Genomic DNA, 23,633 nt, shown 5'->3' with positions numbered 1-23,633 from the left:
AATTTGATTCATCAGCTATGTATCCCGTGATAATTAGGTTAATTCCAGAAACAATTATAGAAATCATTGAAAAATAGTAATTGTAAATCCTTTAACAATGTTGTTTCGTTTTCTCTGAATCAATAAAGTCATGAAAATAACAATTAAACTAACTATAAAAGTAAAAAACTAATCTAGACCAATCATATATGTCTAACCCTTCCATAGTCAGCCCCCTGTTTTCGTCTCCATTTTATATTACCATAAAAAACCATTACCCTTATTTAACTAACCTGCCGCATAGTTGCATAAGAAAAAGGCACCCCAGAAACTCCCTAATTGAAGTAAGGCCTCCGCTAGCTGATGAAGAAACTAAACTGCATAATTTATTTAAGTAACTTTATTAAAGTAAATTGGGTGGAAAGACACAGCTTAATCTTTTTTTGAAAGTGGCAGAAGGGTGCAAAAAAATTTTGCTATCGACACATAATAATTATTCATGCAAAAAAATTTGGCAGTCTATAGTCGCTTAAACTCTTTTAATTCTGCGAGTTACAAGTTGGCGCGATACTTGCATTGTAGATTGATAAAGATTTAAAGACTTAGGAGGTACAGAAAATATGTCCTTAATCCTAAAATAATGAACCATTTATAGACTAAGTCAAAGTCGATGTGCGTATAGCGGCTTATTGTTTGGAATAAGAAAGATCGCTGAATCTTTTCGTTTCCGGTGCTGGTTTTAAAAACATCTAATGGAAAAACAGATTTAAAAAAACTTATTATTGGAGGCCTTTTATGTGGGTAATCACTGTTCATTCAAAGAACAACTTTAAAATTTATGAGTTTGACTCTGAAAAAGAAGCTAAAGATGCTTTCAGAGGGATGCAGGGTTGTAAATTCCTAACAGAAGTCATTTATTTTAATGATCATGAATTAGTTAAAATATAAAATTTCAGAATCTTTCGCTAATTATAACTATTAGCATTCCTTCTTTTTGAACTAGTCAGGAAGAAAGATAGATGTAATAGAACCTTTATAGGTATGGATATAAAGAGGTTTATAAATTAAAGGAGAGATATGTTTATGGAAACTAAATACTGTAAAGAATCAAGAGTTATAAGATCACCTGGATCAGGTATCCTCAACTTCTGCAGCGCGTCATAGCCGCAGGGAATGTGTGACCGCCTCGACAGATTCAGTTGATTTTTTACATCCAGTTCGAACAACAGATTCAGTCTCGTTTGAATCTGTTGTGACATGGACAGGTACCTCGTCGATGGAGGTTTTTGTGAAAATCATTGCAGAAGACTTAAAAAGCGGTAATCGTAAAATTGCAGCAACGGCACTATTGACTTTTGTAGCACTTGATCAACATAACCGGCCAACACGTGTTCCACAAGTCATTCTAGAAACAGAAGAAGAGCGGAAATTACATGAAACCGCATCTGATCGAGCAAGAATTCGCAAGGAAAGGAAACAAAAAAGTAAGGAATTGGCTGCCTTTTTAACTGCAAATTATCCCTGGGAACAATATAGTTCTTGCTAAGCTTTATGGACGTAGTTCAATGGGATAATTAGATAAGGACCAATAAGTTAGTTTCCTGAGGGGAATGGTAGTCCTAGTGATTCTTACAATCAGGATGCAGCGAGAGGATATTGTGTCAGTCTTATAGAGATAAGCGTTTCTACGAAAGATAAAAATGATAAATTATTGCCTTTACTCCCGTGGAGCAAAGGCTTTTTTTGACGAGTTTCTTCTATTGATAATGATGAACATTGTATTCTTTAATAATAAGTTCTAACTTTTTGATCGAATTCACAGAGGTATACTAGAGATATAGGTAAACAAATGTGACGATAATTTTTGTATCCCCCAAAAAACATCAATTCAAATTTTTTGAGGGACAGTTTGAATTCAAAATATATTTACTTTTTTTGGCGTTCCTGGTCTTTTAATGCTATTTTTTCAAGTCCATTATGCGCAAATTCTACATCTTTTCTAGGTAAAGCATCATTATTCTTCAATTGCTTATTTTTATTTTTAGACATTTTTCCACCCCCCTGTAGTTTGAGTTAGTGATACAACGTGGATGCCAATAAATACACTCTTTAAAGATACTGTGTAATATTTATCCTTTTTCGTTATCGGCAACCAGTATTTTTAGTTTGCGTTCTTTTTTGCAGGCTATGCTATTTGAGATTCTTCTTCAACCTCGTGATTTTAACTGACCAATAATTCTAATAAGATTTTTGAATAACTGATTGTCAATGATCTTACAGATAGTCGCATTAGGAGGATTGCTGCCAAAACCATCTGAAATAGCGAGTTTACTCCCATCATTTATGATACCTTGGCCATAAGTCGCTTTAAGCTATAGCACCTGTTAGTCAACAAGGAAATCCTTTAATCGAAAAACTCCATATGTGCTTTTTCTTGTTTGTAGTAATCCATTCTATCCTGTAAAGTACCTGTATGAAATTCAAACTTATGGCCATCGGGGTCAGTAAAATAAACAGATTTCTTATCTTTTTCATCTCTTGGACGACCTGACAAGATGTTTACATTCAATTCCATTAGTTTCTCGTACATTTTTACAAAGTCGGCTTCTTCGATTGAAAAAGCTATATGTGTGTATGAATGGCTTATTTCATTACGGGGAATATCTTTTTCTACATTTAGGGCAATCCACATTCCATTCAAATCAAAATAGGCAGTATTTCTTCCCTTAACTAACAATTTTGCATCAAAAACATTTTTATAAAACTCAATGGAATTCTCTAAATTAGAAACTGAAAATAAAAAGTGGTTCAAACCTTTTATAGACACCATATCACCTCAAAATAAGAATTCTTAATTATTATACAAAGGAAGTAAAATCTTATTGTAATAACCTGCCCCGATAGTTCAATAAGAAAAAGGCTGCCGCAGCAACCTTCCTGATTGAAGTAAAGCACCCGTTAGTTTAAGTACAATATTTCATAATATAATTTCTGAATTTCATTTTTGTATTCAATTATCATCCTTTTTATTTTTATCTTATTGGTAAAAAAACATAAGTCATGGATATGCTGAAAGCTAACTTTCGGTTTTGTCAGAGGGATTGCTATTGATGCGACACATTTTCTGAGATCTTTCGTTTCATTAAAACCTCACTTTGGTAAATATCTCCCCAATCTCGCATGAGGTAGATGATAGGTTTTAATGTTTCTCCAAATGCAGTAAGAGAATATTCAACTTTTGGAGGAATCTCCCGATATATTTCACGATGTACAATACCATCCTGTTCCAATTCCCGAAGTTGTAACGTTAACATACGTTGTGTGGTATAGGGCATAAGTCTCCCTAACTCGTTAAAACGTTTAGGGCCGGAAATTAAGTTATATAATATGATCCCTTTCCATTTACCTCCTATCACATCCACTGTAACGGCAACAGGACAAGCAGTGGTATCAGGACACTTTTCCGTTTTAAAGTCCTTCATATCGACACCCCAATCTTTTTAAGTATCAAATTGTATACTATATTACAAATTTTATCCTATTCAACAAAAATGTGCGTACTTTTAATTTTATATTATATAAAGTATGATTAATTTTGCAAGAGAAGACTAAATATTCCTTCTTTTCATACTATTCATCATTAAAGATGTTCCTAATAAAATCGGATGGTAATGTCTCCGGTGTATTAATCCTTAACATGAATAGGTGATGAGACATTTTCCCATAAAATAAAAAGGAGTGACTAGAGTGAAATCACAAATCATACAATCTTTTGGTAAACCATCCGTATTTCAATATAAAGAGATTTCAAAACCTGAACTACAACCTGGACATGTACTTATTCAAGTAAAGGCTACAAGTGTAAATCCAATTGATACGAAAGTCCGTGCTGGTGCAGTTCCGGCCGTTGCACCCGAGTTTCCAGCAGTATTACATGGGGATGTGGCCGGTTTGGTCTCTGCTGTGGGTGAAGGAGTAACCGAGTTTAATATTGGGGATGAAGTGTTTGGATGCGCGGGTGGATTTAAAGGGACTGGCGGTGCACTTGCAGAGTTTATGCTTGCAGATGTTGATTTACTTGCTCACAAGCCGAAAAATTTGACGATGGAAGAAGCCGCAGCTTTACCGTTAGTTGCCATTACCGCTTGGGAAGCATTATTTAATCGGGCAAGGCTTACACCAGGACAAGATATACTGATTCATGCAGCCACCGGCGGTGTAGGACACATTGCCATTCAACTAGCCAAATGGAGAGGAGCGACAGTCTATACAACTGCCTCTTCGCAAGAGAAGCTGGAGATTGGCACGCGTCTTGGTGCTGATGTAACCATTAATTATCGAGAAGAAAGCGTTCACGATTATGTACAAAAATATACAGACGGAAAAGGATTTGACGTTGTATTTGACACAGTAGGGGGTGAAAACCTTGATCGCTCCTTTGAGGCGGCCGCGGTACATGGAACGATAATAGCCATTGCTGCACGTTCGACTCATGACCTCTCCCCAGTGCATTCAAAGGGACTTTCTCTCCATGTTACCTTTATGTTGTTGAAGATATTAAACAAGGACCTGCATAAACATTATGGAGAAATCTTGAAGAAGGTTGCCAGGGTGGTTGAGGAAGGGAAGCTGCGCCCGCTTTTGGATTCAAACATTTTCACGTTTGATGAAGTCTCAAAAGCCCATGAGTACATGGAGTCAGGCAAGGCGATAGGAAAAATTGTTTTGAAAAATAGCTGGTAATATTACTTGCACATTTGAAATGCCTCAACAACTTTACGTTCATTTAAAAGTAGATGGTCATTCGAATCTCTATAAGATCCTCGATGTACCGTCTGCTTTTATTTTTAATTACTGTAAAAACCATCAGGGCATAGTAATAGAAATCGGCAACTTTAAGATAATTTGAAACCACTAATACTCTTTAAATAAATGTTTTTGTCAATTTCTTTTCGGTTACATCCTTTTGTTCTTCATTCAAAAAACCATACTTTAATTCATTTTCTTATAGAACCAACCTGCCCCGTTAGTGCCATAAGAAAAAGAGCTGCCAAAGCAACCCTCTTATTGAAGTAAAGCACCCGTTAGTTTAAGTACAATCCTTCACAAATTTATTGAAATTAGTTCAATGAATAGAATAATACAGCATAAATTAGATAATGGTTAATAAACAAAATAGACAAATCAATACAAAATATTTGATAGGGAATTTGTTTTTTTCCTTCTTAAAGGCACCTTTTTTTATATCAATACTAAAAACAAAAAGTAAAGATATTATGAGAAAAAAAGAAACTATTTCTTTCATAGAAAACAGTCTACTTGCTATTCCTATGAGAAGCACTATCCCTACTAAACACCCCAAAAACATTGTAATATATTCTGGTTTAAACATTATTTTCTTCATAAGTAATCCCTTTCTTCCTAGCGATATCTATCCTAGCTTTAAACTTCAAAAATAGTTCTTTGACCTATTACTTTATGTTACCATAAAAACCCAAACTCTTTTCAACTAACCTGCCCCGTTAGTGCCATAAGACAAAGGCTACCTCAGCAACTTCCCTAATTGAAGTAAAGCACCCGATAGTTAAATAAAGAGCCTTAAAGACAGCTCCGATCTTAAGCTAAGTGTTGAATTCAAATAAAGTTTGATTAAAAATACCTCAGACAATATTTAATGATTTTTATGTATTTTGCGGGGAGGTTCAAAATTACTTACACGCTAAGGGTTATTTTATAATATCAAAACGACCATTAAGGGATTACTAATTAAATAAAATGGATTCTTCATTATTTGCATTCCGATTACATTTAAGTTTTAGATGTGAGGGATATTGAGTATTGAAGTTAAGTGAAGTTTCTTAATCCCCGAATTCGAAAGAAATGAATAGTTCAAGGAATCTTTTTACACTAGAACCGTGTTTTCTTAATATTCCATATAAGTGTATCAACACCTTTAGAGAAATGAAAAAGCGGTTTGACTTCAGTAAGGTCAAAATTAAAGGGAGTAAAAAGTGTATTCGTACATATCTCTGCCTCTACTTTTTGTAGCGGCCAAGGACGGTGGTGTATTTCTCCGCAATAGATATTGACTCCATTATCCGTACTATACAAGCAATACCTCTCTGTGAGCCAATGGTCTAAAGTTCCTTTTTCAGGAAAATAAACTTCTGGTATTGGAGCGTACTTTGCATTAAATCTAATTGGAGTACTTGTTTTTCCTTTACGGATACTTTGACAATGAAAGGTTTGTCCTTTTTTTTCTAAAGAAATTTGTGCAGAATAATAGGGCAAACGAAACCATTTCTTGGCTATTTTATAGGAGGCCCAGTCCTCAACGTCAAGAGACATGAAAAAGATACCGGGTTTACCATCACATTGAACATATGTCCTTACATTGATTTCTGAAAATTTAGGGGTTAGTGATACAGATGACAATCCACGAGGATAAATTCCCTCCATAACGAAGAGAATAACTCCCAACCAGGCATATCCATCAAAGGTGTCAATTTCTAAATGAAGAGGAATATGCGGTCTTAGTGTTTCAGCTGGAATAGGCCAATGGGTAAACAAGAGATTTCTCCAAGGTTGTCGCATAATCCATTTTTTTGAAGGTATTGGCCAAGGACGGTGAGCGTTATCATCTAGTAGGTTCATGAAAAGTATCTCCTTTATATCTACTTAGTTAAGGGGTGAAAAAAACTCAGAAAATCATTTGATGTTGCTTGTATTTTTCAATTGCTCTCTGTATTGACTTTCACCCTATAAAGTTGTGGCTGATATCTTTATAAAATAACACAATTTTACTTTTTTCAGAAATAACAACAATATTGAGCTGTTAAATTAATTTGATAGTGGAGAAGTGAATATGTCGAACATTCTATCCTATTTATCTTTTGTGATGGTTGCAATAATATTTGTCCTATTTTTATTCATGCTTGTTGGTTGGCGTTGGATTATGAAACGTATAGTTAAGAAAATGGGAAAAATCATTTTAACCGACAGCTATCAAGAAAATATTATGGAGTTGATGCCAGGACTAAGGCATATGGGCGTTCAAAATATGCTTGAAAATAGCTTGCGTGCAGAAACAGGCGACGTCCTGCATCGACCACTTGGCTCTTCAAAAAAATGGCCGCATTTGGATCCAATTACCTTTATCCCTGCACAAACGACACCATTTCCTATTGATGGTGAAGAAGACGTTGATGTTAAGGTAACCATTGGACCAAAAGCAAAAAAACCAATGAAAATAAAAATTCCTCTTATGATTACAGGGATGGCCTATGGTATCGCACTTAGTGAACAAACAAGGCTTTCTTTGGCGGAAGCAGCAAAAAATGTAGGAACCGCGATTAATTCCGGAGAAGGCGGAGTAATACCTGAAGAATTAGATAAAGCAGGAAAATATATTTTACAGTTTTCAAAAACAGAATGGTCAAAGGAAGAAGATCTTATTAAGCGTGCCGACATGATTGAAATTAAGTTCGGACAAGGAGCACTAGCTGGGATGGGTGGGAAAATTTCACCCAAAAATTTAACAGGTCGGGCTCGTGAAGTGATGGGGCTTAAAGAAAATGAGGATGGAGTCATTTTTGAACATTTTTTTGAAAATCAAACATTGAAAGATATTAAAAAACTTGTTAATGAACTTCGGAGCATAACTGGTGGTGTTCCCATTGGTGTAAAAATGGGGGCAGGTGGAAAAATCGAAGAAGATATAGATCATTTAATTGAACTCGGTGTTGATTTCATTACGATTGACGGCGGCCAAGCAGCCACACACGGTGCCCCCCCCATTTTATCCGATGACATGGGAATACCAACATTGCATGCAGTTGTCCGGGCTGTTAATCATTTAGAAAAGAGAAAAATGAAGGGGCAAATTAGTTTAATTGTCTCAGGAGGGCTATTAGTACCTGGGCACTTTTTAAAAGTACTTGCACTCGGTGCTGATGCTGTTTATGTAGGATCTGCCATATTATTTGCTGTCTCGCATAGTCAAGCATTGAATGCTCTTCCCTTTGAACCACCTACACAAGTTGTTTGGAATCAAGGTAAATTCAAGGATCAATTTAAGATAGAAGATGGAGTAAAAGCAGCAGAGAAATTCTTTACAGCAAGTATAGAAGAAATGAAAATGGCATTAAGAGCGATGGGGAAACAATCCTTAAAGGAGTTGTCAAAAAAAGATTTAGTTTCCTATGATGAATTGACTGCTAAAATGATTGGAATTCCCTTTTCGTTTGAACCTTGGGAAGACATACAAAAAGAGAAATAATTGAATGTGTATAGAAAGCAAATTCAAAATATCCAGATTGGCAAACGATCAAATGTTATATTTAGGTAATGTAAGTTTAACCTTTGATATTAAAAGGACCACACATTTTTGATATGTCTAATATGTGTGGTCCTTTTACCTATTCGTTAGTTGAACAGCAAGAATAAAGAGCTGCCATCGCAACTCCATCTTCAACTAACGCGCCCGATTGCGGAAGAACAAAATAATAATTATAATTGCTGCCTTTAGCTTCTTGAACTATAGCACCTGATAGTTCTATAAGAAATATTAAATAAAAACAAGAACTGTATGGATAACAGTTCTTGTTTCAGTCAAGCACTCAAATCTAGAATCAAAGAATAAATTAATTATTTATAAAATGGGTAATCAGTATATCCTTTACTATCGCCACTGAAGAATGTTGTACGATCTGGTTCATTGAGTGGTGCACCAGCTTTTAAGCGTGCAACTAAATCTGGGTTTGCTAATGCCCATGCGCCAACAGGTGCTACATCTGCAAGGTTTGCTTCAATGTCTGCATCAATCATTTCAAGAGGGCGACCAGAACGGTTTACTAGTAATGAATTTGGCCACATATCGCGAACTTCTTTTAAGAAATCGTCATTTCCTAAGTGCAGAACATGTAAGTAAGCTAAATTTAATTTTGCTAATTCAGGAATTAGATAGCGATATACATCTAGGCCGTTTTCACCTTCATCAATTCCCACATAGTCTTGGTTTCCCGGAGAAATACGGAATCCTGTACGATCTGCACCGATTTCATCTGCAACCGCAGCTGCGACTTCAATGGCAAAGCGAGCACGATTTTCAATTGATCCACCATATTCATCTGTACGTGTATTGGCATTTTCTGAAATAAATTGATGAACTAAATAACCGTTAGCACCATGAATTTCAACACCGTCTGCTCCTGCCTCAATAGCACAAGCTGCTGCTTTTCGGAAATCATCGATTGTTGTTTGAATTTCTTCTACAGATAATTCACGAGGTACAGGTGCATTTTGCATACCTGCTTTTGTAAACATTGGTACACCAGGTGCAATGGCAGAAGGAGCAACTGGTTGGCGGTGGTGAGGTGTATTGTCAGGATGAGACATACGACCAGCATGCATTAATTGAATGTACATGTAGCCACCAGCGTCATGCACAGCATCCGTAACCTTTTTCCAACCTTCGACTTGTCCCTTGTTATAAATACCTGGTGACCATAAATAACCTTGACCATCTTCAGAAGGTTGTGTTCCTTCACTAATAATTAATCCCATTGAAGCTCGTTGTGCATAGTAAAGTGAAGCTGACTCACCTGGAGTTCCATCATCATTTGCGCGACTGCGTGTCATAGGTGCCATTGCTAAACGGTGAGGTAAAGTCATATTTCCAATTTTAATTTCTGTCCATAATTTGTCCATTATTAATCACCCTTCTTTTCAATATTATTTATTTATTATTTTTAGTTTTATTAGTTATATTCTAGATTTCATTTTTAATAAAGAACGATATTCTTCAATGTTCATAAATAGTAAAATAGTGTTAATTGCTAAAATGGCATATGCTGCTATACCAGAAGAGAACTCTAAGAAAATATGGAACATTGCCATATTAACAGAAACTGGCATGAAGATTACCAAAGCCAATGGAACAAATCTGTTACTTAATAAAGCAATACCGCAAATAATCTTTACGATGGATAGGAACTCCATAAAATATCCTGTATCTTCAAGTGCCTTCATAAATTCATTGGCAGGAATACTGGCATATTCAATTGGTGCCCCACCTAACAAAAGTACAGCTATTCCTGAAGATGTAATTATCCCCCCTAAAACTATTCTTAGGATGTTATAAATTAACCTTGTTTTATTCATATTTACCACCTCATGGCTAAATTTTAAGGATTATTTGAATCGGCTTTATTTGTTTAAGACATCACCTCTTTTAATTTGTTCATCCGTATATATAACCAAGATGTTCAGCAATTTTGTTGTTTCAAAATAACTACTAAGGTTATAATAAAACCCAAGTATCATTTTGGGAAGAAGGCACAATAATTAAACATAGTATCTTTTAAGTAACCTAATATCGTAAAAGATACCCGTGAAAAATGATTAAGGAGTAAAATAGTAATGACAAATAATTGTGGTAATATTGAAGTCGCTCTAGACTTAATAGTAGGGAAATGGAAGCCTGTAATTCTATTTCACCTTATGAGTAATGAAAAATTACGTTTTAGTGAACTTCAAAGGGCCATTCCAGAAGTTACTAAAAAAATGTTAACAACACAGCTAAGAGAATTAGAATATCATGACATTATAAATCGTAAGGTATATCCACAAGTACCACCGAAAGTTGAATATTCAATGACTGAATATGGTCGAGGGTTAATGCCTGTTCTAGTAGCTATGAGAAATTGGGGATTATCACATTTAGAGCATTTAGATGAGTTATATGGGGAAGATAATAAACTGAAAAAATACAAAAAATAAAAGAGATAATAATTAACTAGCAAAATACTTGAAGGCTCACATAAATGTGAGCCTTTTCTTCATTTATTATTCAACAAAACTGCCACGTTAGTGCCATAAGAAAAAGCTGCCTTAAAGACAGCTCTGATCTTCAGCTAACGCACCCGTTAGTTTAAGTAGATTTCTTCACAAACTTTTTAGTATTTCAGTTAATACAGGAATGCTACCCCATTTGTTGCATAAAAAAAGGAACTGTTGATCAGCTCCTGGTAATGAAGTAAAGCACCTGTTAGTTTAAGTAGGCTTCTTCACAACTATCAGTTTTAAGAAAAAAGCCAGTTTTCCCTATAGTAATGAAAACTGGCTTTCTTTATTTAGACCAATACCATTATATTTCCCCTTGATTAATTCGTTTAATTAACTCTTCAAGCCAATAAATTGTGTGCTCTGTTCTAGTTGAAACATAGCCACTCATAAATTCAATAAACTTCTCGTGACCTTCGTCGATCTGAATCTGCTGTTCAAAATCCTTAATTTGCTCCCAACGATCCCTGATATTTTTTGATTTTCTTTTCAGTATTACTAGTACTTCATCCCGATCAACATACTTTAGGTTTGCTAAACCAGCCACCATATCCTTAATTTCATCCGCATTTTCAAACAACTTGTAGATTAGTTTTGGTAGTTCTTCACGACCTTTAGCTGTAATTGCAAATACTTGCTTATCAGGTCGATGCTCTTCTTTTATGATTTCGACTGCCTCAACTAACCCTTTTTTTGCTAATGAATCAAAATGGTAGTACAGTTTACTTTCTGTTAACCCGCCTAGTCGATCCATTGGAATGGGTTCAGATAGCTGTTTTTTCAATTTATAAGGATAATTGTTATCCTCCATCAATTTACTCAATATAAAAATTTGAATGGGCATTCTCTTTGCTCCTTCAAGAAGAATTATCTCCTTATTATAGCAAAACTAAGCTGTGACTTCCGTTGCATTCTTTACACTTTCCGTTTCAGCCTTTGTTTCCGGATCTTCTATTGGCATTGGTTTATGGATAAAGGCGACAATAGCAATATTAATTAACAGTGCACCTGCACCAACTGCAACCATTGACCAAATATATGGACTTGGACTAATGCTGCCATATAGGTTTGCGAAGTATGCCTGTACCGAATAATACATTGGTGAAATGTGGCTCATCCATTCATATGGCAAGTACATCATATCACGTGTAATTGTGGCACCATTTGCTAATGTTTGTATTAATAAAATTGGTAAGTTTAAAATCATACCGCCTTCACCAATTAAGAAGATAATAATCGCTGTAAAGTTGAAACATACCATATAGTTTAAAATTTGTTGTCCTACTAAACTGAAGAACAGGTCACCACTTGGCTCATTGATTAAATATGTTACACCTAAAGCAACTAAAGATGATACAACCGCAACCAATAACGCAGTTAATTGTACATAGCTGAATAAACGTGTTTTACTTGCTTTTCCACGACTTTCTTTAAACGCACCTACTAATTGCATCGCTCCGATCATCGCACCCGTATAACCAGCCATCGTTAAGAACATTGGCAGCATATTATTATTCATACCGTCTGGTACTTCGTTGATTGTCACTACGTTTCCTACGTAAGCCGTTTCAATCTTTTTTGCTAATTCAGCAGCTTGCTCTTCTGGTACATTAAAGTTCATTAATACACCTTGGGCTGTTTGTTCTGAGAATTGTGTACTTAATTGATTGTTAATTTCGTTAACAACTGAATTCATAGTAGAAGAAACAGTTGTTGCCCCTGCTTCATTAATTGTAAAGTCGATACCTGATGATGCTTCACCTTTTTGCATATCTGCAGAGAATGTTTCAGGAATGTGTACGACTAATGATAAATCATTGTGCTCTAAATTGTTTAAGGCTTGTTTATTTGTTAAATCCCTATCGATTTCTTTAAACGGTAAATTTTCTTGTAACTGGTCGGCAATCTTTGCCCCATATTCACCGGCATCATCATTGACAATAGCAATCGGTAATTTATCGATATTCCCTGGAATTGATGTATAACCAGGCAAGAAGATGCCTAGCATTGCAATGGCATAGAAAATCCCCATGAAGATTGTCGCAGTTGCACCTTTTGTTTTTAAGAACTGAGTAAATTTCATATGTTGTATCCTTCCTTAAGTAAGAATTTATTTAAATCAAATCATACCACTTTAATAAAAGCACTTTTATTGAAGTACTCTAATTAAAGTACTTTTATAGTTTATTTTATTCCTTTTGCAAAGTCAATTAAAAAAACGCTCCATTTTTTATGGATTATTTATCCAACAGTGCAAAAAATAAAAATACTCCCCATACAGCAGCCCAACGGAAATGTGCTGCTATGGGGAGTATTTTTATGGTTTTCATTCTTTGACGGACCTTAAAAATTAGGTAGTTGTAAGTTCCAAACTGACCCTTTCGCGCCATAAGAAAAGGAGCTGCTGATCAGCTCCTGGTTATGAAGTAAAGCACCCTTTAGTTCAACAAGAGTGTAATGTATATAGTAAGTGAAGTTCTCATTATATGTAATGGATGTCGAAATGAGGGGATATTAATTCCATGCTTTGTAAATCCCATTCAAAGGTAAGTATAGCTGATTGTTTCGATTTATGTGTTAGGAGGCGTACACCATTTTTTATGATCATGCTTTCTGCATCCCAAAAACGGACAGTTTCGTCTTCACCAGTACGATTACAGACAATTACGGGCAGTCCTGTTTCTAATGACCTTTGTTCCCATTCTCCCTCTGGACCATGTAATCCGGGACCCCAGGAAGACGGTGCAATTAATATTTCTGCTCCTTTTTCAAATAAGTTGTATGCAATACCTTTGGTATATGCGTCTGCACAAATCATGATACCAACCTCAACATTGTCTGTTTTTATAGGCTCCATTACATCACCTGAAGCTGACCAATCATCAATAACACTGATTTTTCTCTGTTTACCTAATAAAAGACCTTTTTTATCTATGACAAACACAGAATTATACAACTCTCCGTTACTGCCTTTTTCAGGGCAACCCAAAAATACAGTGCTTTTCAAATTCTTTAGTTTACGGCTCAAATTACTCATCCAAGCATCAGGTTGCCTGTTAATCCATCCAGTCCCAATCTTATGATTGAATTGAAGCCCGCTGACACATAGTTCGGGTGTTATAATCCATTCCGCATTATTATTTGATGCTATATGAATGGCTTGTTCAATTAGTTTTTGGTTATACTCCACATCACCAGCGATAGGCAATAGGTGTAATAAAGCTATTTTTATTCTTCTCATAGTGATCTCCCAAACATCAACTTATATTAATGGCTATGCTTGTAATAATTGTAGCATAAACATTGATTTGCTTGTTCAACTATCCAGCCCCTTTAGTTGCATAAGAAAAGGCTGCCGCATCAACATTCCTTATTGAAGTAAAGCACTCTTAAACCCTTTAACTCATCTTTCTAGTTCGAAAAGGAACTTTTGATTCACTCTTATATTTTGCTGAGGTTATTGCTCAGATTTCTCATCAGCAGGTCTTCGTTTATGCTTTTCTATATGTACCCCCTCACTCTAACGGTTTCCAATTTGGGTCCTTTATTTCGGACTTATTTGGCTTTCTTACATACCGCAAACTTCTTTCACCTTTAGCCCTGAATTTTTTAAAATTTTGTTGTGCTTCTCTAAAGGAAACATAATTTGCTCCATCCTCATCTGGATGTTCATATTGGTAACCATCATCTTCCCAAAAACAGATTTCACAAATATCATACGTTCCTGGAGGTTCTTCATCTAAAGTTTTATATCCACAGCAAGGACAAGTATATTTCATGAAATCACCTCTTAGTTGTTTGTTTTTCTTTTTTATAGTTAAACATAACTCTTCAATTAACTTGCCCCGTTGGTTAAGGAAGAAATAAGTTGATCGTACATTCAAGAGGCCGTCAATTGGCGGCCTTCTTATGGAGCTAACTCACCCGTAGTTCATTAACAATTGAGGTTATAAATATATCTAAAAGTCTCATATTTTCCATACTTGATAACAGTTTTAAATTCTTCCCCACCATTTTTATCCTTTAACAAAGCATCCATCTTATCATCTTTAATATTGTAATGTCTCTTATTCAGAAAGCCTACACTTCGGATTGTTGGATGGTCTAAAATTGGTGATAGGTCACCATCTAACACATTAGTATCAACAAATCTAAAGTCAATTAGATTAGGAAATTGATTTAAAAAATCCAAATTCTTAATAGGACCGCAAGAATTAAGGCACAGAACCCGAAGATTTTTCAGAGAGAATAATTCGTCATTTGGTACAAATTTCTTAGATTGATTAATATGTAAATGTTCTAACGTATTGGCTAATCCAGACAAACCCAAATCATTTTGTAATTTAGTACAATAATGTAATTCTAAACGCTTTAATTTATTCATTTTTTCTACCCCAAGGAAATCTTGTATATTGGACCAGTTTAATTCTAGATAGAGGAGATTTTCAGGAATACCATCAAAGTTACCCAGCTTATTCTTTTTATGATGCCAAAGAGTTAAATACTCAATGTTTTCAAACTGCATCTCATTAAACTTATCTTCTTTTAAGTTTAAGTAAGATTGAAGATTATCTGGTATTTGTTCAAACCAAATCGTATTATTTCTCCAGTTATCCATTTTGAATCGCCCCTATCATTATTTCTTTTATCTTATCATTTGAACTTATTAAACTAACTGCCCCTTTAGTTGCATAAATAAAAAGCTGCCTTAACGACAGCTCCGATCTTCACCTAACGCACCAGTTAGTTCTATAAGAAAAACGATACCTCTTATTGAAGTATCGCACCCGTTAGCTGAATAAGAGCTATCGGCTATCTAACAATATATTTAATTTAATTTATGATTCATTTATATCATTTCTTAGTTGTTGTTCAGAAATTTCAAAGGAAGTCTCTTGTCCAGGAAGACACTCGTGCCAGTAACAATCTGCTGTCTCAAACACCCCATTCAGTATTTCAAAAAACGTCTCATCCAACTTATCATTCCACTTTATGAAATTTTTCATATAACGAGTTTGAAATTCATCTGCAGAAATCTTCCTCTCTAAAAAATCCACCATTATATTCTTATATTTGTTTACGAACATTTTTATCCCCTCTCAATAGAGAATCCAAAAGTAAATTAGTGATATTATAACATTTCTTAATGAACTATCCTTCCCCGTTAATTGCATAAAGAAAAAGCTGCCTTAAAGACAGCCTACCTTGGCTACTGATATAATAGGTTCAATTAAAAAAAGGTCAACCAGTAAAATAAACTGGCTAACCTTATAATACGAACAAACCTGTTTGTTAATTAAAGACTTACTAATACCAACCAACACCCTCGTTTTCATAATTGGGATGAAAGGGATCTCAGTGGTTGATGCCATTATTTATCCGCGGGATTTTCCACCTGAAATATTAACGGTTGTACCTGTAATATAACTAGAACGGTCTGAAGCTAGATAAGTGACCAATTCACCAATTTCATCCAATTTACCAGGTCGTCCAAGTGGTATCGTTTTGCTGTAATCTGTTCCAAGACCTTCTACTGTCACTCCACGTGTGTAAGCTAATGCTTCATTATAAGCGTCTGTTGTTAAACCTGTTTGCTCATTGATCCCTGGCGCAACACCGACTACGCGGATGTTGAATTTCCCCAGCTCTTTTGCCCAAGAACGGGTAAAGCCATTGACAGCACCTTTTGTTGCCGAATAAACACTTTGTCCGGAAGATCCTTCCATACCTGCCTCGGAAGAAATATTAATGATAACGCCTTTATTATTTTTCACCATTACTCTCGCAACTGCCTGAGCACAAAGGTAAGGTCCTTTTTGATTGACGGCAACCATGAAATCAAAGTCCTTTTCACTTAACTCATACTCCGGCTTTTCGCCACGGAAATCAACAAGTAAACGTGGTAGGTTTACACCAGCATTATTAACTAAAATATCTACAGTTCCAAATAACTCGGTGGCTTTAGTGACCATTTTTTCAACGCTTTCTTTATTGGTAACGTCGCATTGGATATGATAAGTTCCATCAGTTTGTTCGCCAGTATTTACATTTAGATCGGAAACAATCACCTTTGTACCGTTCTTTACTAAATGTGCTGTAATTTTCGAGCCAATTCCAGAGGCACCACCCGTAACGATTGCCACTTTATTTTCTAATTGAGGCCATGATTCATTCATTCTTTTTCCTCCTTATTATATATAGAGTCGAGAATCATAGGTGAAATTTAAAAATGAGTAACAAACTCTAAATTTTTTTTCTTGTTTTGGCTGTGTCTTACTGATGCAATTTTCCGGTGAGGGAACTTCCCTCTTCTTGCATTCAATTATTCTATATAAATCTTTGAAAAGCTTATTTTTTCAAGATTTGAAGAGTTGTCCCTGCTTGCGGCATTTGAATATCTCTTTCTTCAAGATGTAAAGTGCCAGGTAATTCTGCCGTTTCAGAACCATTGAATTTTAACGTGATATGTCCAAGTGAACCTAAATTCTTTTTCACCACGTCACCTACAGAGGTAATGGTATATTGCTGATTGCCTAAGATGAGAATGTCACCCTTTTCGATTTCTCCATTAATTTCATTTACATCAATTAATAGGCAATAATCCGCTAATTCACTCGGGGCATTTGCTCCGAATAGGATGAACATTTTTTCTCCAAGAAAATCAGAGACAGATGGACCAAGTTGGTTAATTTTAGTTTGATAAACTGTCTGCACAAGAAACTCCTCCAATTCTTTGCTTTACATCATTCATTCAGAATCTATTCTAGTAATTATTCATACAACCCGAAGCTTGCGAGCCAAGCAATAAAAACGGTTGGTGCTCCGGTTAAAAAACGTCCGTACAAAACGGAAGGAACTCCGACTTCAATGGTTTCCACTTCTGCCTCTGCTAAACCTAGCCCAACTGGAACAAAATCAGCTCCAGCCTGTGAGTTAATCGCGAAAAGAGCTGGCAATGCAAGGTGCGGCGGGATATTTCCTTTTCCAATTTCCACTCCAATTAATGTCCCAATGACCTGTGAAATAACAGCTCCCGGTCCCAAGAATGGTGATAATAATGGGAATGAGCAAATTAAAGAGATTAAGAGCAAGCCCGGCAAAGATCCTGCAAATGGTGATAAATATTGTGCGAACACATCCCCAATTCCAGATGCTTTAATCACCCCGATTAACATGGCCACAAAAGCCATAAACGGTAAAATTGTTTTAATGACAGTATCTATCGTGTCACGGCCAGCCTGATAAAAGACATTGACGATGGAACCCATCGCCATCCCAATGCGTACTATGACGCCTTTAGGCTTTCTTTGTTCACTAATTTTTTTATCTGCGCTATACTTAGGTTTAGAAATTGTTTTTTCAATTTGTCCGTTAGCATTGTTCACATTGGATGTTGGAGGTGTTGCAGCACCTTCATGCAATTCAATGTTTTGAGGCTTTACTCCAGAAACGTAAATGTCCTCGGTAATGTGCATTGCTAACGGGCCACTTTGTCCAGTAGGCATGATATTGATCGTCATGATTCTTTTTTTGGGGTATAAGCCACATCGGAGCGTTCCGCCACAATCAATGATGACACACGCCATTTCATCCTCGGGTACACTCGTTTTAAAACCGTCGACTAATTCACAGCCTGTTAATTCTGCAATGGTGTCTGCAATATCCGGTCTTGTTCCGCCTGTTACATATACCACTTTATTTTTTTCTTCTGTCGGTGAAATCACTAATGGCCCGCCAAATCCGCCTTGCCCTGCATTGACGATAATTGACTTGTACTTCGTAACCGTTTGAGTCATTCCTTTCCCCTCCTTAGAGATCCACTGTTTCTTTCAATTTAACGCCTTGCTGTTTAGATACATAATAAGTTGTTAAATCTGTTACCCAACCTCTTAAAAAGTTTGTGAAAACCCCCACCAAGAAGTAACGAAGGGCTAGTTCTGTTGTTTCAAATCCCAGTGTTGTAATTCCTGCAGCAATTCCCAAGAATACGAACAGCTCCCCTGGATTAACGTGTGGAAAAAGTCCGTTATGCGTGTGGCAGGAATAAGAAGCAGCAGCATAATAGCTTGGTTTGTATTTTTCCGGCAAAAATTTCCCAAGTGATAATGTCATTGGATTTGCCAAAGCAAACGTTCCAATTACCGGAAGGACAAAATATCTTGTAAGTGGGTTCTTACTCGATTTCTTCGCGATCAGTTCCACTCTTTCTTCTCCAACCAACCGTATAAGGGCATTCATTGCAACTAAAAGCATGATAAGGAGTGGAACAATACCTGTTACTAAATCGACAAAAGTTTCGGCACCTGCTCTAAATAAATTCATAAAGCCATCTGCTGCATTTGTAAGCCAATCCATTCAATTCACCTCAATAATTCCTATTTTTTTGATAAGAGTAAATCAATCCAGCCTTTCTTAACCTTCAATTCACCCCCTTTAGAGATAATATGATAGCTGTTCAGTGCATCCTCAATGGCTAACCTTGTTAACTTATTTACTTTATGAAGATCCTCTTCACCGAGGTGTAAGAGATTTTTCCCTTCAAATCCTTTTAAGTTCCTTACTCTTGAAAGCACGGTTACTCCCTGCATTTTGGCGGCTTTCAATATGTTGTTTTTTCGGTCAATTGCAAACATTACGACAGTGCCAGATTTAAAAAGTCCCGTTCTTTTCCCAATCGCGACCCTTCCAAGCTTTCTCAACTCTGCATACCTTTTATTGAAATGCTTGATTTGCAAAAATCCAAAAATGCTTTGAAGGAGCCAAGAAAAACCAATTAATATAATGACATACCATAGCATTTTGATTTCCTCTTTTCATATGAACTGAAGCTTACATCTTGTTTCCGTTACAATCAGATAATTAATCAATACTCCTTAAGATAAGGATGTTCCATTTTCTTCTATGATTTCAATGATTTCATTTGCCGTTTCCTCAGTGGTGATCAGAGTGTTGATGTATCCTCCTCTTAATCCCCCAATAATGGAAGGAGCTTTTTCAACAGACTCTGCAATACCGATTGAGTATGGAATATTTTTTAGTTTTTCCAGCTCAATGGCTATTGTTCGATCAGATAAGTCAGATTGAATCAGGTTTCCATCTATATCATAAAATCGTGAGCAGATATCACCTATGGCACCTTGTTGATTTAAATCTTCAATTTCCCGATTGCCGCAAAAGCCGGCCCAGACTAAATTAGATGATTGGTTTGGGTTCCCAATCCCTACTACTGCAATTGTTAAGTTGTCCCAAAGCTCCGTTATTTTAGTGAAGTAGTGAGATTGAACAATGTCATCCTTTGTCTCTTTTTTTTCCACTACTGCCGCAGCATCAATAAAATAAGAAGTTCCTCCAAAATCTTCTGCAATATTATAAACAATTCTATTGACGTGATGCTTCGTATCCATAGGTCCAGGCCCGCCTACTAAAGGGACAAAATGAGCGTCTTTTTTTCCGGCGTTGGTAAATTCACCGATCAGACTGGCCATTGTGCTTCCCCAGGCACAGCCTACGACATCACCGTCTTTAATAATCCGTTTTAGTAATTCAGCCCCGGCCATCGCTACCACTTTCTTTTTATCCAGTTCGGTACTGTCTCTTTTTTCAGGAACAATAATTACTTCTTTTAAGCCAAACAACTTTTCCAATTGACGTTCCAATTCAAAAGCTCCATCAATATCGCTGCTGACAGTAATTTTAACTACCCCATCTTCCCTTGCTTTTTTTAAAAGTCTGCTGACGGATGTTCGGTATATACCTAATTCTTTTGAAATGGCGCCTTGCGTCATATCTTCTTCATAGTACATTTGCGCAATTTTAACTAAGAGTCTTTTTTCTTCTCTTTTATCCATTTCGTCACTTCCTTTTTAAATACGCACATTTGTGCAACCCTAATCATTTGTGCTTTATTGAATTTAGTATACGCTTACAAAAATAGCTACGTCAACAAAAAAATACTACTTGTGCAAATTTTTTAAAAATTATGTCATTTGTGCTTGGTGTGGACTCATAAAAGCCCCAAAAAAATGAAGCAGCTCCATTGGATCGGGCTGCTTCATTTCTATTATCCATTAAGACGGTATTATCAAAAGTATTTATAAAGAGAAAAGCAACAACTCGAACGTTGCCTTTTCCAATTTATCCATTTCGGAATTTTGAAGGTCAGGAGAACTTCAACCTAAAAAAAGTCGAGTTCCTTACTATTCTAAGGATTCGACTTTTTTTATGAGGGATCTTAACAGTTATAAAAATTGACTGGTATCTACCCTAGTGGAACTTTTTCCCTTAACCTGTTTTAACGTCGCTACTATAAGAAAGCTAACAATCACTAATAAGAGCCATGAACTCACCTTTCCTAGATGAACCAGACTCCATGCATCGGTTTGGTTTGGATATTCCCACGCTCCAAAGAATGTTGCGATATTTTCGGCTATCCATATAAAAAATCCGATGAGCACAAAAGAAAGCGCGAGTGGCATTCGGTAACGAGTTCCATCAACCTCGTATGTGACCCATGATTGCCAAAAGACGATAATTACAAGTCCAGATAACCACCAACGAACGTCAATCCAATAATGGTGGGTGAAAAAATTCAAATAAATCGCAGCTGCAAGAGGTACAACTACCAAAAACGGTGGCCACTTAACCAGTTCAACCTTAAGCCTCCTCCACGCCTGGCAAAGATAACTCGCTACACTTGCGTACATGAATCCGCTATACAAAGGCACTCCAAAAATTTTGAAATAGCCTTCCTCTGGATAAGACCAGGAGCCCATATGTACCTTGAAAAGTTCAAGAGCAAGTCCGATAAGGTGGAACAATGTGATAACCTTTAGCTCATCCCGTGTTTCAAGTCCAGAACGCACCATCCACCACTGCATCAGAAGACAGATGATGAGCAGCCAGTCATACCGTGGCAGGAAGGGAAGCGGCATGATTTTTGTAAAAGCCAAAGAGGCAAAAATAACGACAGGAAACAAACATGATAGGGCCTGATCCCAACCAAAACGAACGAGTTGTTTTAGTGCTCTCATGATTGGTGCCCCCATTTTTGAATCGTTAAATTCATGAGTAACTCCCCTTTTTAAAAATCTTTCTTTTCCTTTCAATGTTGCATTTCCCCACTTTATTAATCTTTTGTGCCTTCATCATTTCGGTATTCTAAAATATCTCCGGGTTGACATTCTAAAGCCTTACAAATCGCCTCTAAAGTTGATAATCGAATCGCTTTTGCCTTGCCATTCTTCAATATGGAAAGATTAGCCATCGTGATTCCAACCCTCTCAGAAAGTTCTGTAACGCTCATTTTCCTCTTAGCCAGCATCACATCAATATTGATTATAATTGCCATATTATTCACCTCAGATCAGACTATTAAATCATTTTCCGCTTTTATATCTATAGCTTCTTTTAAAAGCCTTTGAAGAACGGCAGCAAAGACAGCAACCACCATTGAAGCAAAAATAACGACCATTCCGATTAATATGATACCTGGGGCGTCGTCCATCTCCGCAATGAGATAAAAGAGTGGCATGCCTGCGACATACAAGATACTGATTGTGATTGCACAATATTTGATAATCTTTAAAGCTCTGACAGATAATTCCGAGAAAGCTTTGTTCTTGTCAATATAGCTTAAAAGTTTAAAAGCTTGATACAGAGCAAAGTAAAAAGGTATCGCCGATGCATACAAATCGATTAAAACGAGATATTTCATATAAGCAATATCCGGATACAATTCTGCTGCAAAATTCGCTATCTCAGGCACCAAAAATATGCACAAAGCAAGAACTGGAATTCCAATAAGAATAACAGCTATCTTTAAAAAGAGTGTTGTTCCCCGTTTCATAAAAAGCACCTCACTTATTTATTATTAATTTGACTTTAACACACGTTTTATCGTTTTACAATAAAGTATTATTGTCTTTTATTATATTATTATTGTTACAGAATTATCCCTTTCATTTTAAAAAAAGGCTATGTTAAAGGTGAAGGTTGATTTTTAAAAATATATAAGTAAAGAACGGAATGGTAATTTATGTTAAAATATATATGAAATTATGAGGATTTCCACTACAACTAACGGTTCAGGATTGTTAAATAAGGTTTGTATTGCAAAAGAATACGGGGGGATGAAATGAAAGGTTTTTTTAGATTTTTTATAGGAATGTTCTTAATATTTACATTAACAGGATGCATAGGAGAAGATTATGATGTTGGTGTCCAACTGCTCATTTATATTCAGAAGACCTTGCTACAACTGTGCAATTAACAGAAGGAAATATCAGTTGGAGTTCATCAAGTGAAGATGTAGATCAAAAAATAGATGATATTCAAAAATTAGGATTATCACAAGAAAAAATGAAGGTTACTGCCAACGAAAAAGTTTCCTTGGATTTTCAAGAGAACGTAAGAAATGGTGGAGACATTTGGACTGACCAAAAAATAACAGTTGCCCTACTGAAAAATGAACAACGAATTGAACTCGAATTGCATGAAAATAGGGAATTTCAAATCCCCAATAACAAAGGGAGTTATGTTTTAGAAGTTGTATTCACAAGTTCAAGAGGTACTGCCCAATATGTAGGAAATATCTTAATTCAGTGATGTAGCCCTAAGGGGCAAAGAGAATTATAGGCGTAAAATCAACCAAGAACTTTAACATAGCCTTTAAAAAAAAGAAGAAAAGCATACTCCTTAGAAAGAAAGCTCCATAACTTTAAATAACTTGTGCTACTTGCCCCTTTAAATCCATAAGAAAAAGGCTGCCGCAGCAACCTTCCTTATCGAAGTAAAACACCTGTTAGTTCAACAAA

General features: G+C 36.0%; 26 protein-coding genes and 1 pseudogene. 6 read left to right on the top strand and 21 right to left on the bottom strand.

Features of this window, described 5'->3' with window-relative positions; genetic code table 11:
• Positions 1–774: 774 nt before the first annotated feature.
• Complete coding sequence (locus QUF86_RS10115) at positions 775–927, top strand: hypothetical protein (RefSeq protein WP_289334216.1); 153 nt, start codon at positions 775–777, stop codon at positions 925–927.
• A 178-nt stretch (positions 928–1,105) separates the two neighbouring features.
• Positions 1,106–1,525 (top strand): annotated as a pseudogene (locus tag QUF86_RS10105) (acyl-CoA thioesterase); the annotation flags it as partial.
• Between the two features lie 380 nt (positions 1,526–1,905).
• Here the strand turns inward: QUF86_RS10105 and QUF86_RS10100 are convergent.
• The 3 genes from QUF86_RS10100 to QUF86_RS10090 form a co-directional block, all read right to left on the bottom strand.
• The gene (locus QUF86_RS10100) at positions 1,906–2,028 is read right to left on the bottom strand and encodes a hypothetical protein (RefSeq protein WP_284702828.1); all 123 of its coding nucleotides are present in this window, start codon (positions 2,026–2,028) and stop codon (positions 1,906–1,908) included.
• Between the two features lie 355 nt (positions 2,029–2,383).
• Positions 2,384–2,809: a FosM family fosfomycin resistance protein gene (fosM, locus tag QUF86_RS10095; RefSeq protein ID WP_430103813.1), complete on the bottom strand. Its 426-nt coding sequence runs from the start codon at positions 2,807–2,809 to the stop codon at positions 2,384–2,386.
• A 274-nt stretch (positions 2,810–3,083) separates the two neighbouring features.
• Positions 3,084–3,461, bottom strand: a complete 378-nt coding sequence (locus QUF86_RS10090; protein WP_289334214.1) for a winged helix-turn-helix transcriptional regulator — start codon at positions 3,459–3,461, stop codon at positions 3,084–3,086.
• A 265-nt stretch (positions 3,462–3,726) separates the two neighbouring features.
• On the opposite strand from QUF86_RS10090, the gene QUF86_RS10085 reads away from it, so the two are divergent.
• Positions 3,727–4,722, top strand: a complete 996-nt coding sequence (locus QUF86_RS10085) for a zinc-dependent alcohol dehydrogenase family protein (RefSeq protein ID WP_289314848.1) — start codon at positions 3,727–3,729, stop codon at positions 4,720–4,722.
• Positions 4,723–5,886: 1,164 nt separating this feature from the next.
• Here QUF86_RS10085 and QUF86_RS10080 read toward each other — a convergent pair.
• Positions 5,887–6,633, bottom strand: coding sequence for a YqjF family protein (locus tag QUF86_RS10080; protein ID WP_289334213.1), 747 nt, complete (start codon positions 6,631–6,633; stop codon positions 5,887–5,889).
• A gap of 211 nt (positions 6,634–6,844) precedes the next feature.
• Here QUF86_RS10080 and QUF86_RS10075 point away from each other — a divergent pair, with 211 nt between their 5' ends.
• Positions 6,845–8,257, top strand: a complete 1,413-nt coding sequence (locus tag QUF86_RS10075) for an FMN-binding glutamate synthase family protein (protein WP_289334212.1) — start codon at positions 6,845–6,847, stop codon at positions 8,255–8,257.
• A gap of 368 nt (positions 8,258–8,625) precedes the next feature.
• Here QUF86_RS10075 and QUF86_RS10070 read toward each other — a convergent pair whose 3' ends face one another.
• Positions 8,626–9,687, bottom strand: coding sequence for an alkene reductase (locus QUF86_RS10070; RefSeq protein WP_289334211.1), 1,062 nt, complete (start codon positions 9,685–9,687; stop codon positions 8,626–8,628).
• Positions 9,688–9,741: 54 nt separating this feature from the next.
• Complete coding sequence (locus QUF86_RS10065; RefSeq protein ID WP_289334210.1) at positions 9,742–10,140, bottom strand: hypothetical protein; 399 nt, start codon at positions 10,138–10,140, stop codon at positions 9,742–9,744.
• A 258-nt stretch (positions 10,141–10,398) separates the two neighbouring features.
• Here QUF86_RS10065 and QUF86_RS10060 point away from each other — a divergent pair, with 258 nt between their 5' ends.
• The gene (locus tag QUF86_RS10060) at positions 10,399–10,758 is read left to right on the top strand and encodes a winged helix-turn-helix transcriptional regulator (RefSeq protein ID WP_289334209.1); all 360 of its coding nucleotides are present in this window, start codon (positions 10,399–10,401) and stop codon (positions 10,756–10,758) included.
• 367 nt (positions 10,759–11,125) lie between these two features.
• Here the strand turns inward: QUF86_RS10060 and QUF86_RS10055 are convergent, their stop codons facing one another.
• The 15 genes from QUF86_RS10055 to QUF86_RS09985 form a co-directional block, all read right to left on the bottom strand.
• On the bottom strand, positions 11,126–11,665 hold the full coding sequence (locus tag QUF86_RS10055; RefSeq protein ID WP_289334208.1) for a PadR family transcriptional regulator: 540 nt from the start codon (positions 11,663–11,665) through the stop codon (positions 11,126–11,128).
• Between the two features lie 45 nt (positions 11,666–11,710).
• A complete protein-coding gene (locus tag QUF86_RS10050) occupies positions 11,711–12,904 on the bottom strand; it encodes a YhgE/Pip domain-containing protein (RefSeq protein WP_289334207.1) in 1,194 nt (397 codons plus the stop codon).
• A gap of 399 nt (positions 12,905–13,303) precedes the next feature.
• Entirely contained in the window at positions 13,304–14,062 is a 759-nt protein-coding gene (locus QUF86_RS10045) for a carbon-nitrogen hydrolase family protein (protein WP_289334206.1), read from the bottom strand.
• Between the two features lie 274 nt (positions 14,063–14,336).
• Positions 14,337–14,600, bottom strand: a complete 264-nt coding sequence (locus QUF86_RS10040) for a CPCC family cysteine-rich protein (protein ID WP_289318288.1) — start codon at positions 14,598–14,600, stop codon at positions 14,337–14,339.
• Positions 14,601–14,755: 155 nt separating this feature from the next.
• On the bottom strand, positions 14,756–15,439 hold the full coding sequence (locus tag QUF86_RS10035; RefSeq protein WP_289314844.1) for a hypothetical protein: 684 nt from the start codon (positions 15,437–15,439) through the stop codon (positions 14,756–14,758).
• A 220-nt stretch (positions 15,440–15,659) separates the two neighbouring features.
• A complete protein-coding gene (locus QUF86_RS10030) occupies positions 15,660–15,908 on the bottom strand; it encodes a colicin immunity domain-containing protein (protein ID WP_289334205.1) in 249 nt (82 codons plus the stop codon).
• Between the two features lie 288 nt (positions 15,909–16,196).
• Positions 16,197–16,997, bottom strand: a complete 801-nt coding sequence (locus tag QUF86_RS10025; protein WP_289314842.1) for an SDR family oxidoreductase — start codon at positions 16,995–16,997, stop codon at positions 16,197–16,199.
• A 172-nt stretch (positions 16,998–17,169) separates the two neighbouring features.
• A complete protein-coding gene (locus QUF86_RS10020; RefSeq protein WP_289314841.1) occupies positions 17,170–17,535 on the bottom strand; it encodes a PTS glucitol/sorbitol transporter subunit IIA in 366 nt (121 codons plus the stop codon).
• A gap of 56 nt (positions 17,536–17,591) precedes the next feature.
• Entirely contained in the window at positions 17,592–18,617 is a 1,026-nt protein-coding gene (gene srlE, locus QUF86_RS10015; RefSeq protein WP_289334204.1) for a PTS glucitol/sorbitol transporter subunit IIB, read from the bottom strand.
• A 13-nt stretch (positions 18,618–18,630) separates the two neighbouring features.
• On the bottom strand, positions 18,631–19,176 hold the full coding sequence (srlA, locus tag QUF86_RS10010; protein ID WP_289314839.1) for a PTS glucitol/sorbitol transporter subunit IIC: 546 nt from the start codon (positions 19,174–19,176) through the stop codon (positions 18,631–18,633).
• 20 nt (positions 19,177–19,196) lie between these two features.
• Complete coding sequence (locus tag QUF86_RS10005) at positions 19,197–19,619, bottom strand: transcriptional regulator GutM (protein ID WP_289314838.1); 423 nt, start codon at positions 19,617–19,619, stop codon at positions 19,197–19,199.
• A gap of 75 nt (positions 19,620–19,694) precedes the next feature.
• A complete protein-coding gene (locus tag QUF86_RS10000; protein WP_137020318.1) occupies positions 19,695–20,669 on the bottom strand; it encodes a sugar-binding transcriptional regulator in 975 nt (324 codons plus the stop codon).
• A 390-nt stretch (positions 20,670–21,059) separates the two neighbouring features.
• Entirely contained in the window at positions 21,060–21,851 is a 792-nt protein-coding gene (locus tag QUF86_RS09995) for a DUF817 domain-containing protein (RefSeq protein ID WP_289334203.1), read from the bottom strand.
• A gap of 95 nt (positions 21,852–21,946) precedes the next feature.
• Complete coding sequence (locus QUF86_RS09990) at positions 21,947–22,168, bottom strand: helix-turn-helix domain-containing protein (protein ID WP_289314836.1); 222 nt, start codon at positions 22,166–22,168, stop codon at positions 21,947–21,949.
• 15 nt (positions 22,169–22,183) lie between these two features.
• On the bottom strand, positions 22,184–22,666 hold the full coding sequence (locus QUF86_RS09985; protein ID WP_289314835.1) for a DUF2975 domain-containing protein: 483 nt from the start codon (positions 22,664–22,666) through the stop codon (positions 22,184–22,186).
• A 413-nt stretch (positions 22,667–23,079) separates the two neighbouring features.
• Between QUF86_RS09985 and QUF86_RS09980 the strand changes: the two genes are divergently transcribed.
• Complete coding sequence (locus tag QUF86_RS09980) at positions 23,080–23,424, top strand: hypothetical protein (RefSeq protein WP_289334202.1); 345 nt, start codon at positions 23,080–23,082, stop codon at positions 23,422–23,424.
• The last annotated feature ends 209 nt before the right edge of the window (positions 23,425–23,633 follow it).

The sequence above is a fragment of the Peribacillus sp. NJ11 genome (assembly GCF_030348405.1).
Taxonomy (GTDB): Bacteria; Bacillota; Bacilli; order Bacillales; family DSM-1321; genus Peribacillus.
The sequence above is the reverse complement of the archived record's forward strand: the minus strand, read 5'-3'. Positions and strand labels throughout refer to the sequence as shown.

What these genes read in the sequence shown, in the direction of transcription:
- QUF86_RS10035 (WP_289314844.1), bottom strand. Translation starts at nt 15,439, where the DNA reads ATGGATAACTGGAGAAATAATACGATTTGGTTTGAACAAATACCAGAT.
- QUF86_RS10030 (WP_289334205.1), bottom strand. Translation starts at nt 15,908, where the DNA reads ATGTTCGTAAACAAATATAAGAATATAATGGTGGATTTTTTAGAGAGG.
- srlA (WP_289314839.1), bottom strand. Translation starts at nt 19,176, where the DNA reads ATGGATTGGCTTACAAATGCAGCAGATGGCTTTATGAATTTATTTAGA.
- QUF86_RS10100 (WP_284702828.1), bottom strand. Translation starts at nt 2,028, where the DNA reads ATGTCTAAAAATAAAAATAAGCAATTGAAGAATAATGATGCTTTACCT.
- QUF86_RS10115 (WP_289334216.1), top strand. Translation starts at nt 775, where the DNA reads ATGTGGGTAATCACTGTTCATTCAAAGAACAACTTTAAAATTTATGAG.
- QUF86_RS10060 (WP_289334209.1), top strand. Translation starts at nt 10,399, where the DNA reads ATGACAAATAATTGTGGTAATATTGAAGTCGCTCTAGACTTAATAGTA.
- fosM (WP_430103813.1), bottom strand. Translation starts at nt 2,809, where the DNA reads ATGGTGTCTATAAAAGGTTTGAACCACTTTTTATTTTCAGTTTCTAAT.
- QUF86_RS10040 (WP_289318288.1), bottom strand. Translation starts at nt 14,600, where the DNA reads ATGAAATATACTTGTCCTTGCTGTGGATATAAAACTTTAGATGAAGAA.
- QUF86_RS10055 (WP_289334208.1), bottom strand. Translation starts at nt 11,665, where the DNA reads ATGCCCATTCAAATTTTTATATTGAGTAAATTGATGGAGGATAACAAT.
- QUF86_RS09985 (WP_289314835.1), bottom strand. Translation starts at nt 22,666, where the DNA reads ATGAAACGGGGAACAACACTCTTTTTAAAGATAGCTGTTATTCTTATT.
- QUF86_RS10065 (WP_289334210.1), bottom strand. Translation starts at nt 10,140, where the DNA reads ATGAATAAAACAAGGTTAATTTATAACATCCTAAGAATAGTTTTAGGG.
- QUF86_RS10080 (WP_289334213.1), bottom strand. Translation starts at nt 6,633, where the DNA reads ATGAACCTACTAGATGATAACGCTCACCGTCCTTGGCCAATACCTTCA.
- QUF86_RS10005 (WP_289314838.1), bottom strand. Translation starts at nt 19,619, where the DNA reads ATGCTATGGTATGTCATTATATTAATTGGTTTTTCTTGGCTCCTTCAA.
- QUF86_RS09990 (WP_289314836.1), bottom strand. Translation starts at nt 22,168, where the DNA reads ATGGCAATTATAATCAATATTGATGTGATGCTGGCTAAGAGGAAAATG.
- QUF86_RS10045 (WP_289334206.1), bottom strand. Translation starts at nt 14,062, where the DNA reads ATGAGAAGAATAAAAATAGCTTTATTACACCTATTGCCTATCGCTGGT.
- QUF86_RS10070 (WP_289334211.1), bottom strand. Translation starts at nt 9,687, where the DNA reads ATGGACAAATTATGGACAGAAATTAAAATTGGAAATATGACTTTACCT.
- QUF86_RS10050 (WP_289334207.1), bottom strand. Translation starts at nt 12,904, where the DNA reads ATGAAATTTACTCAGTTCTTAAAAACAAAAGGTGCAACTGCGACAATC.
- QUF86_RS10000 (WP_137020318.1), bottom strand. Translation starts at nt 20,669, where the DNA reads ATGGATAAAAGAGAAGAAAAAAGACTCTTAGTTAAAATTGCGCAAATG.
- QUF86_RS10025 (WP_289314842.1), bottom strand. Translation starts at nt 16,997, where the DNA reads ATGAATGAATCATGGCCTCAATTAGAAAATAAAGTGGCAATCGTTACG.
- srlE (WP_289334204.1), bottom strand. Translation starts at nt 18,617, where the DNA reads ATGACTCAAACGGTTACGAAGTACAAGTCAATTATCGTCAATGCAGGG.
- QUF86_RS09995 (WP_289334203.1), bottom strand. Translation starts at nt 21,851, where the DNA reads ATGAGAGCACTAAAACAACTCGTTCGTTTTGGTTGGGATCAGGCCCTA.
- QUF86_RS10090 (WP_289334214.1), bottom strand. Translation starts at nt 3,461, where the DNA reads ATGAAGGACTTTAAAACGGAAAAGTGTCCTGATACCACTGCTTGTCCT.
- QUF86_RS10075 (WP_289334212.1), top strand. Translation starts at nt 6,845, where the DNA reads ATGTCGAACATTCTATCCTATTTATCTTTTGTGATGGTTGCAATAATA.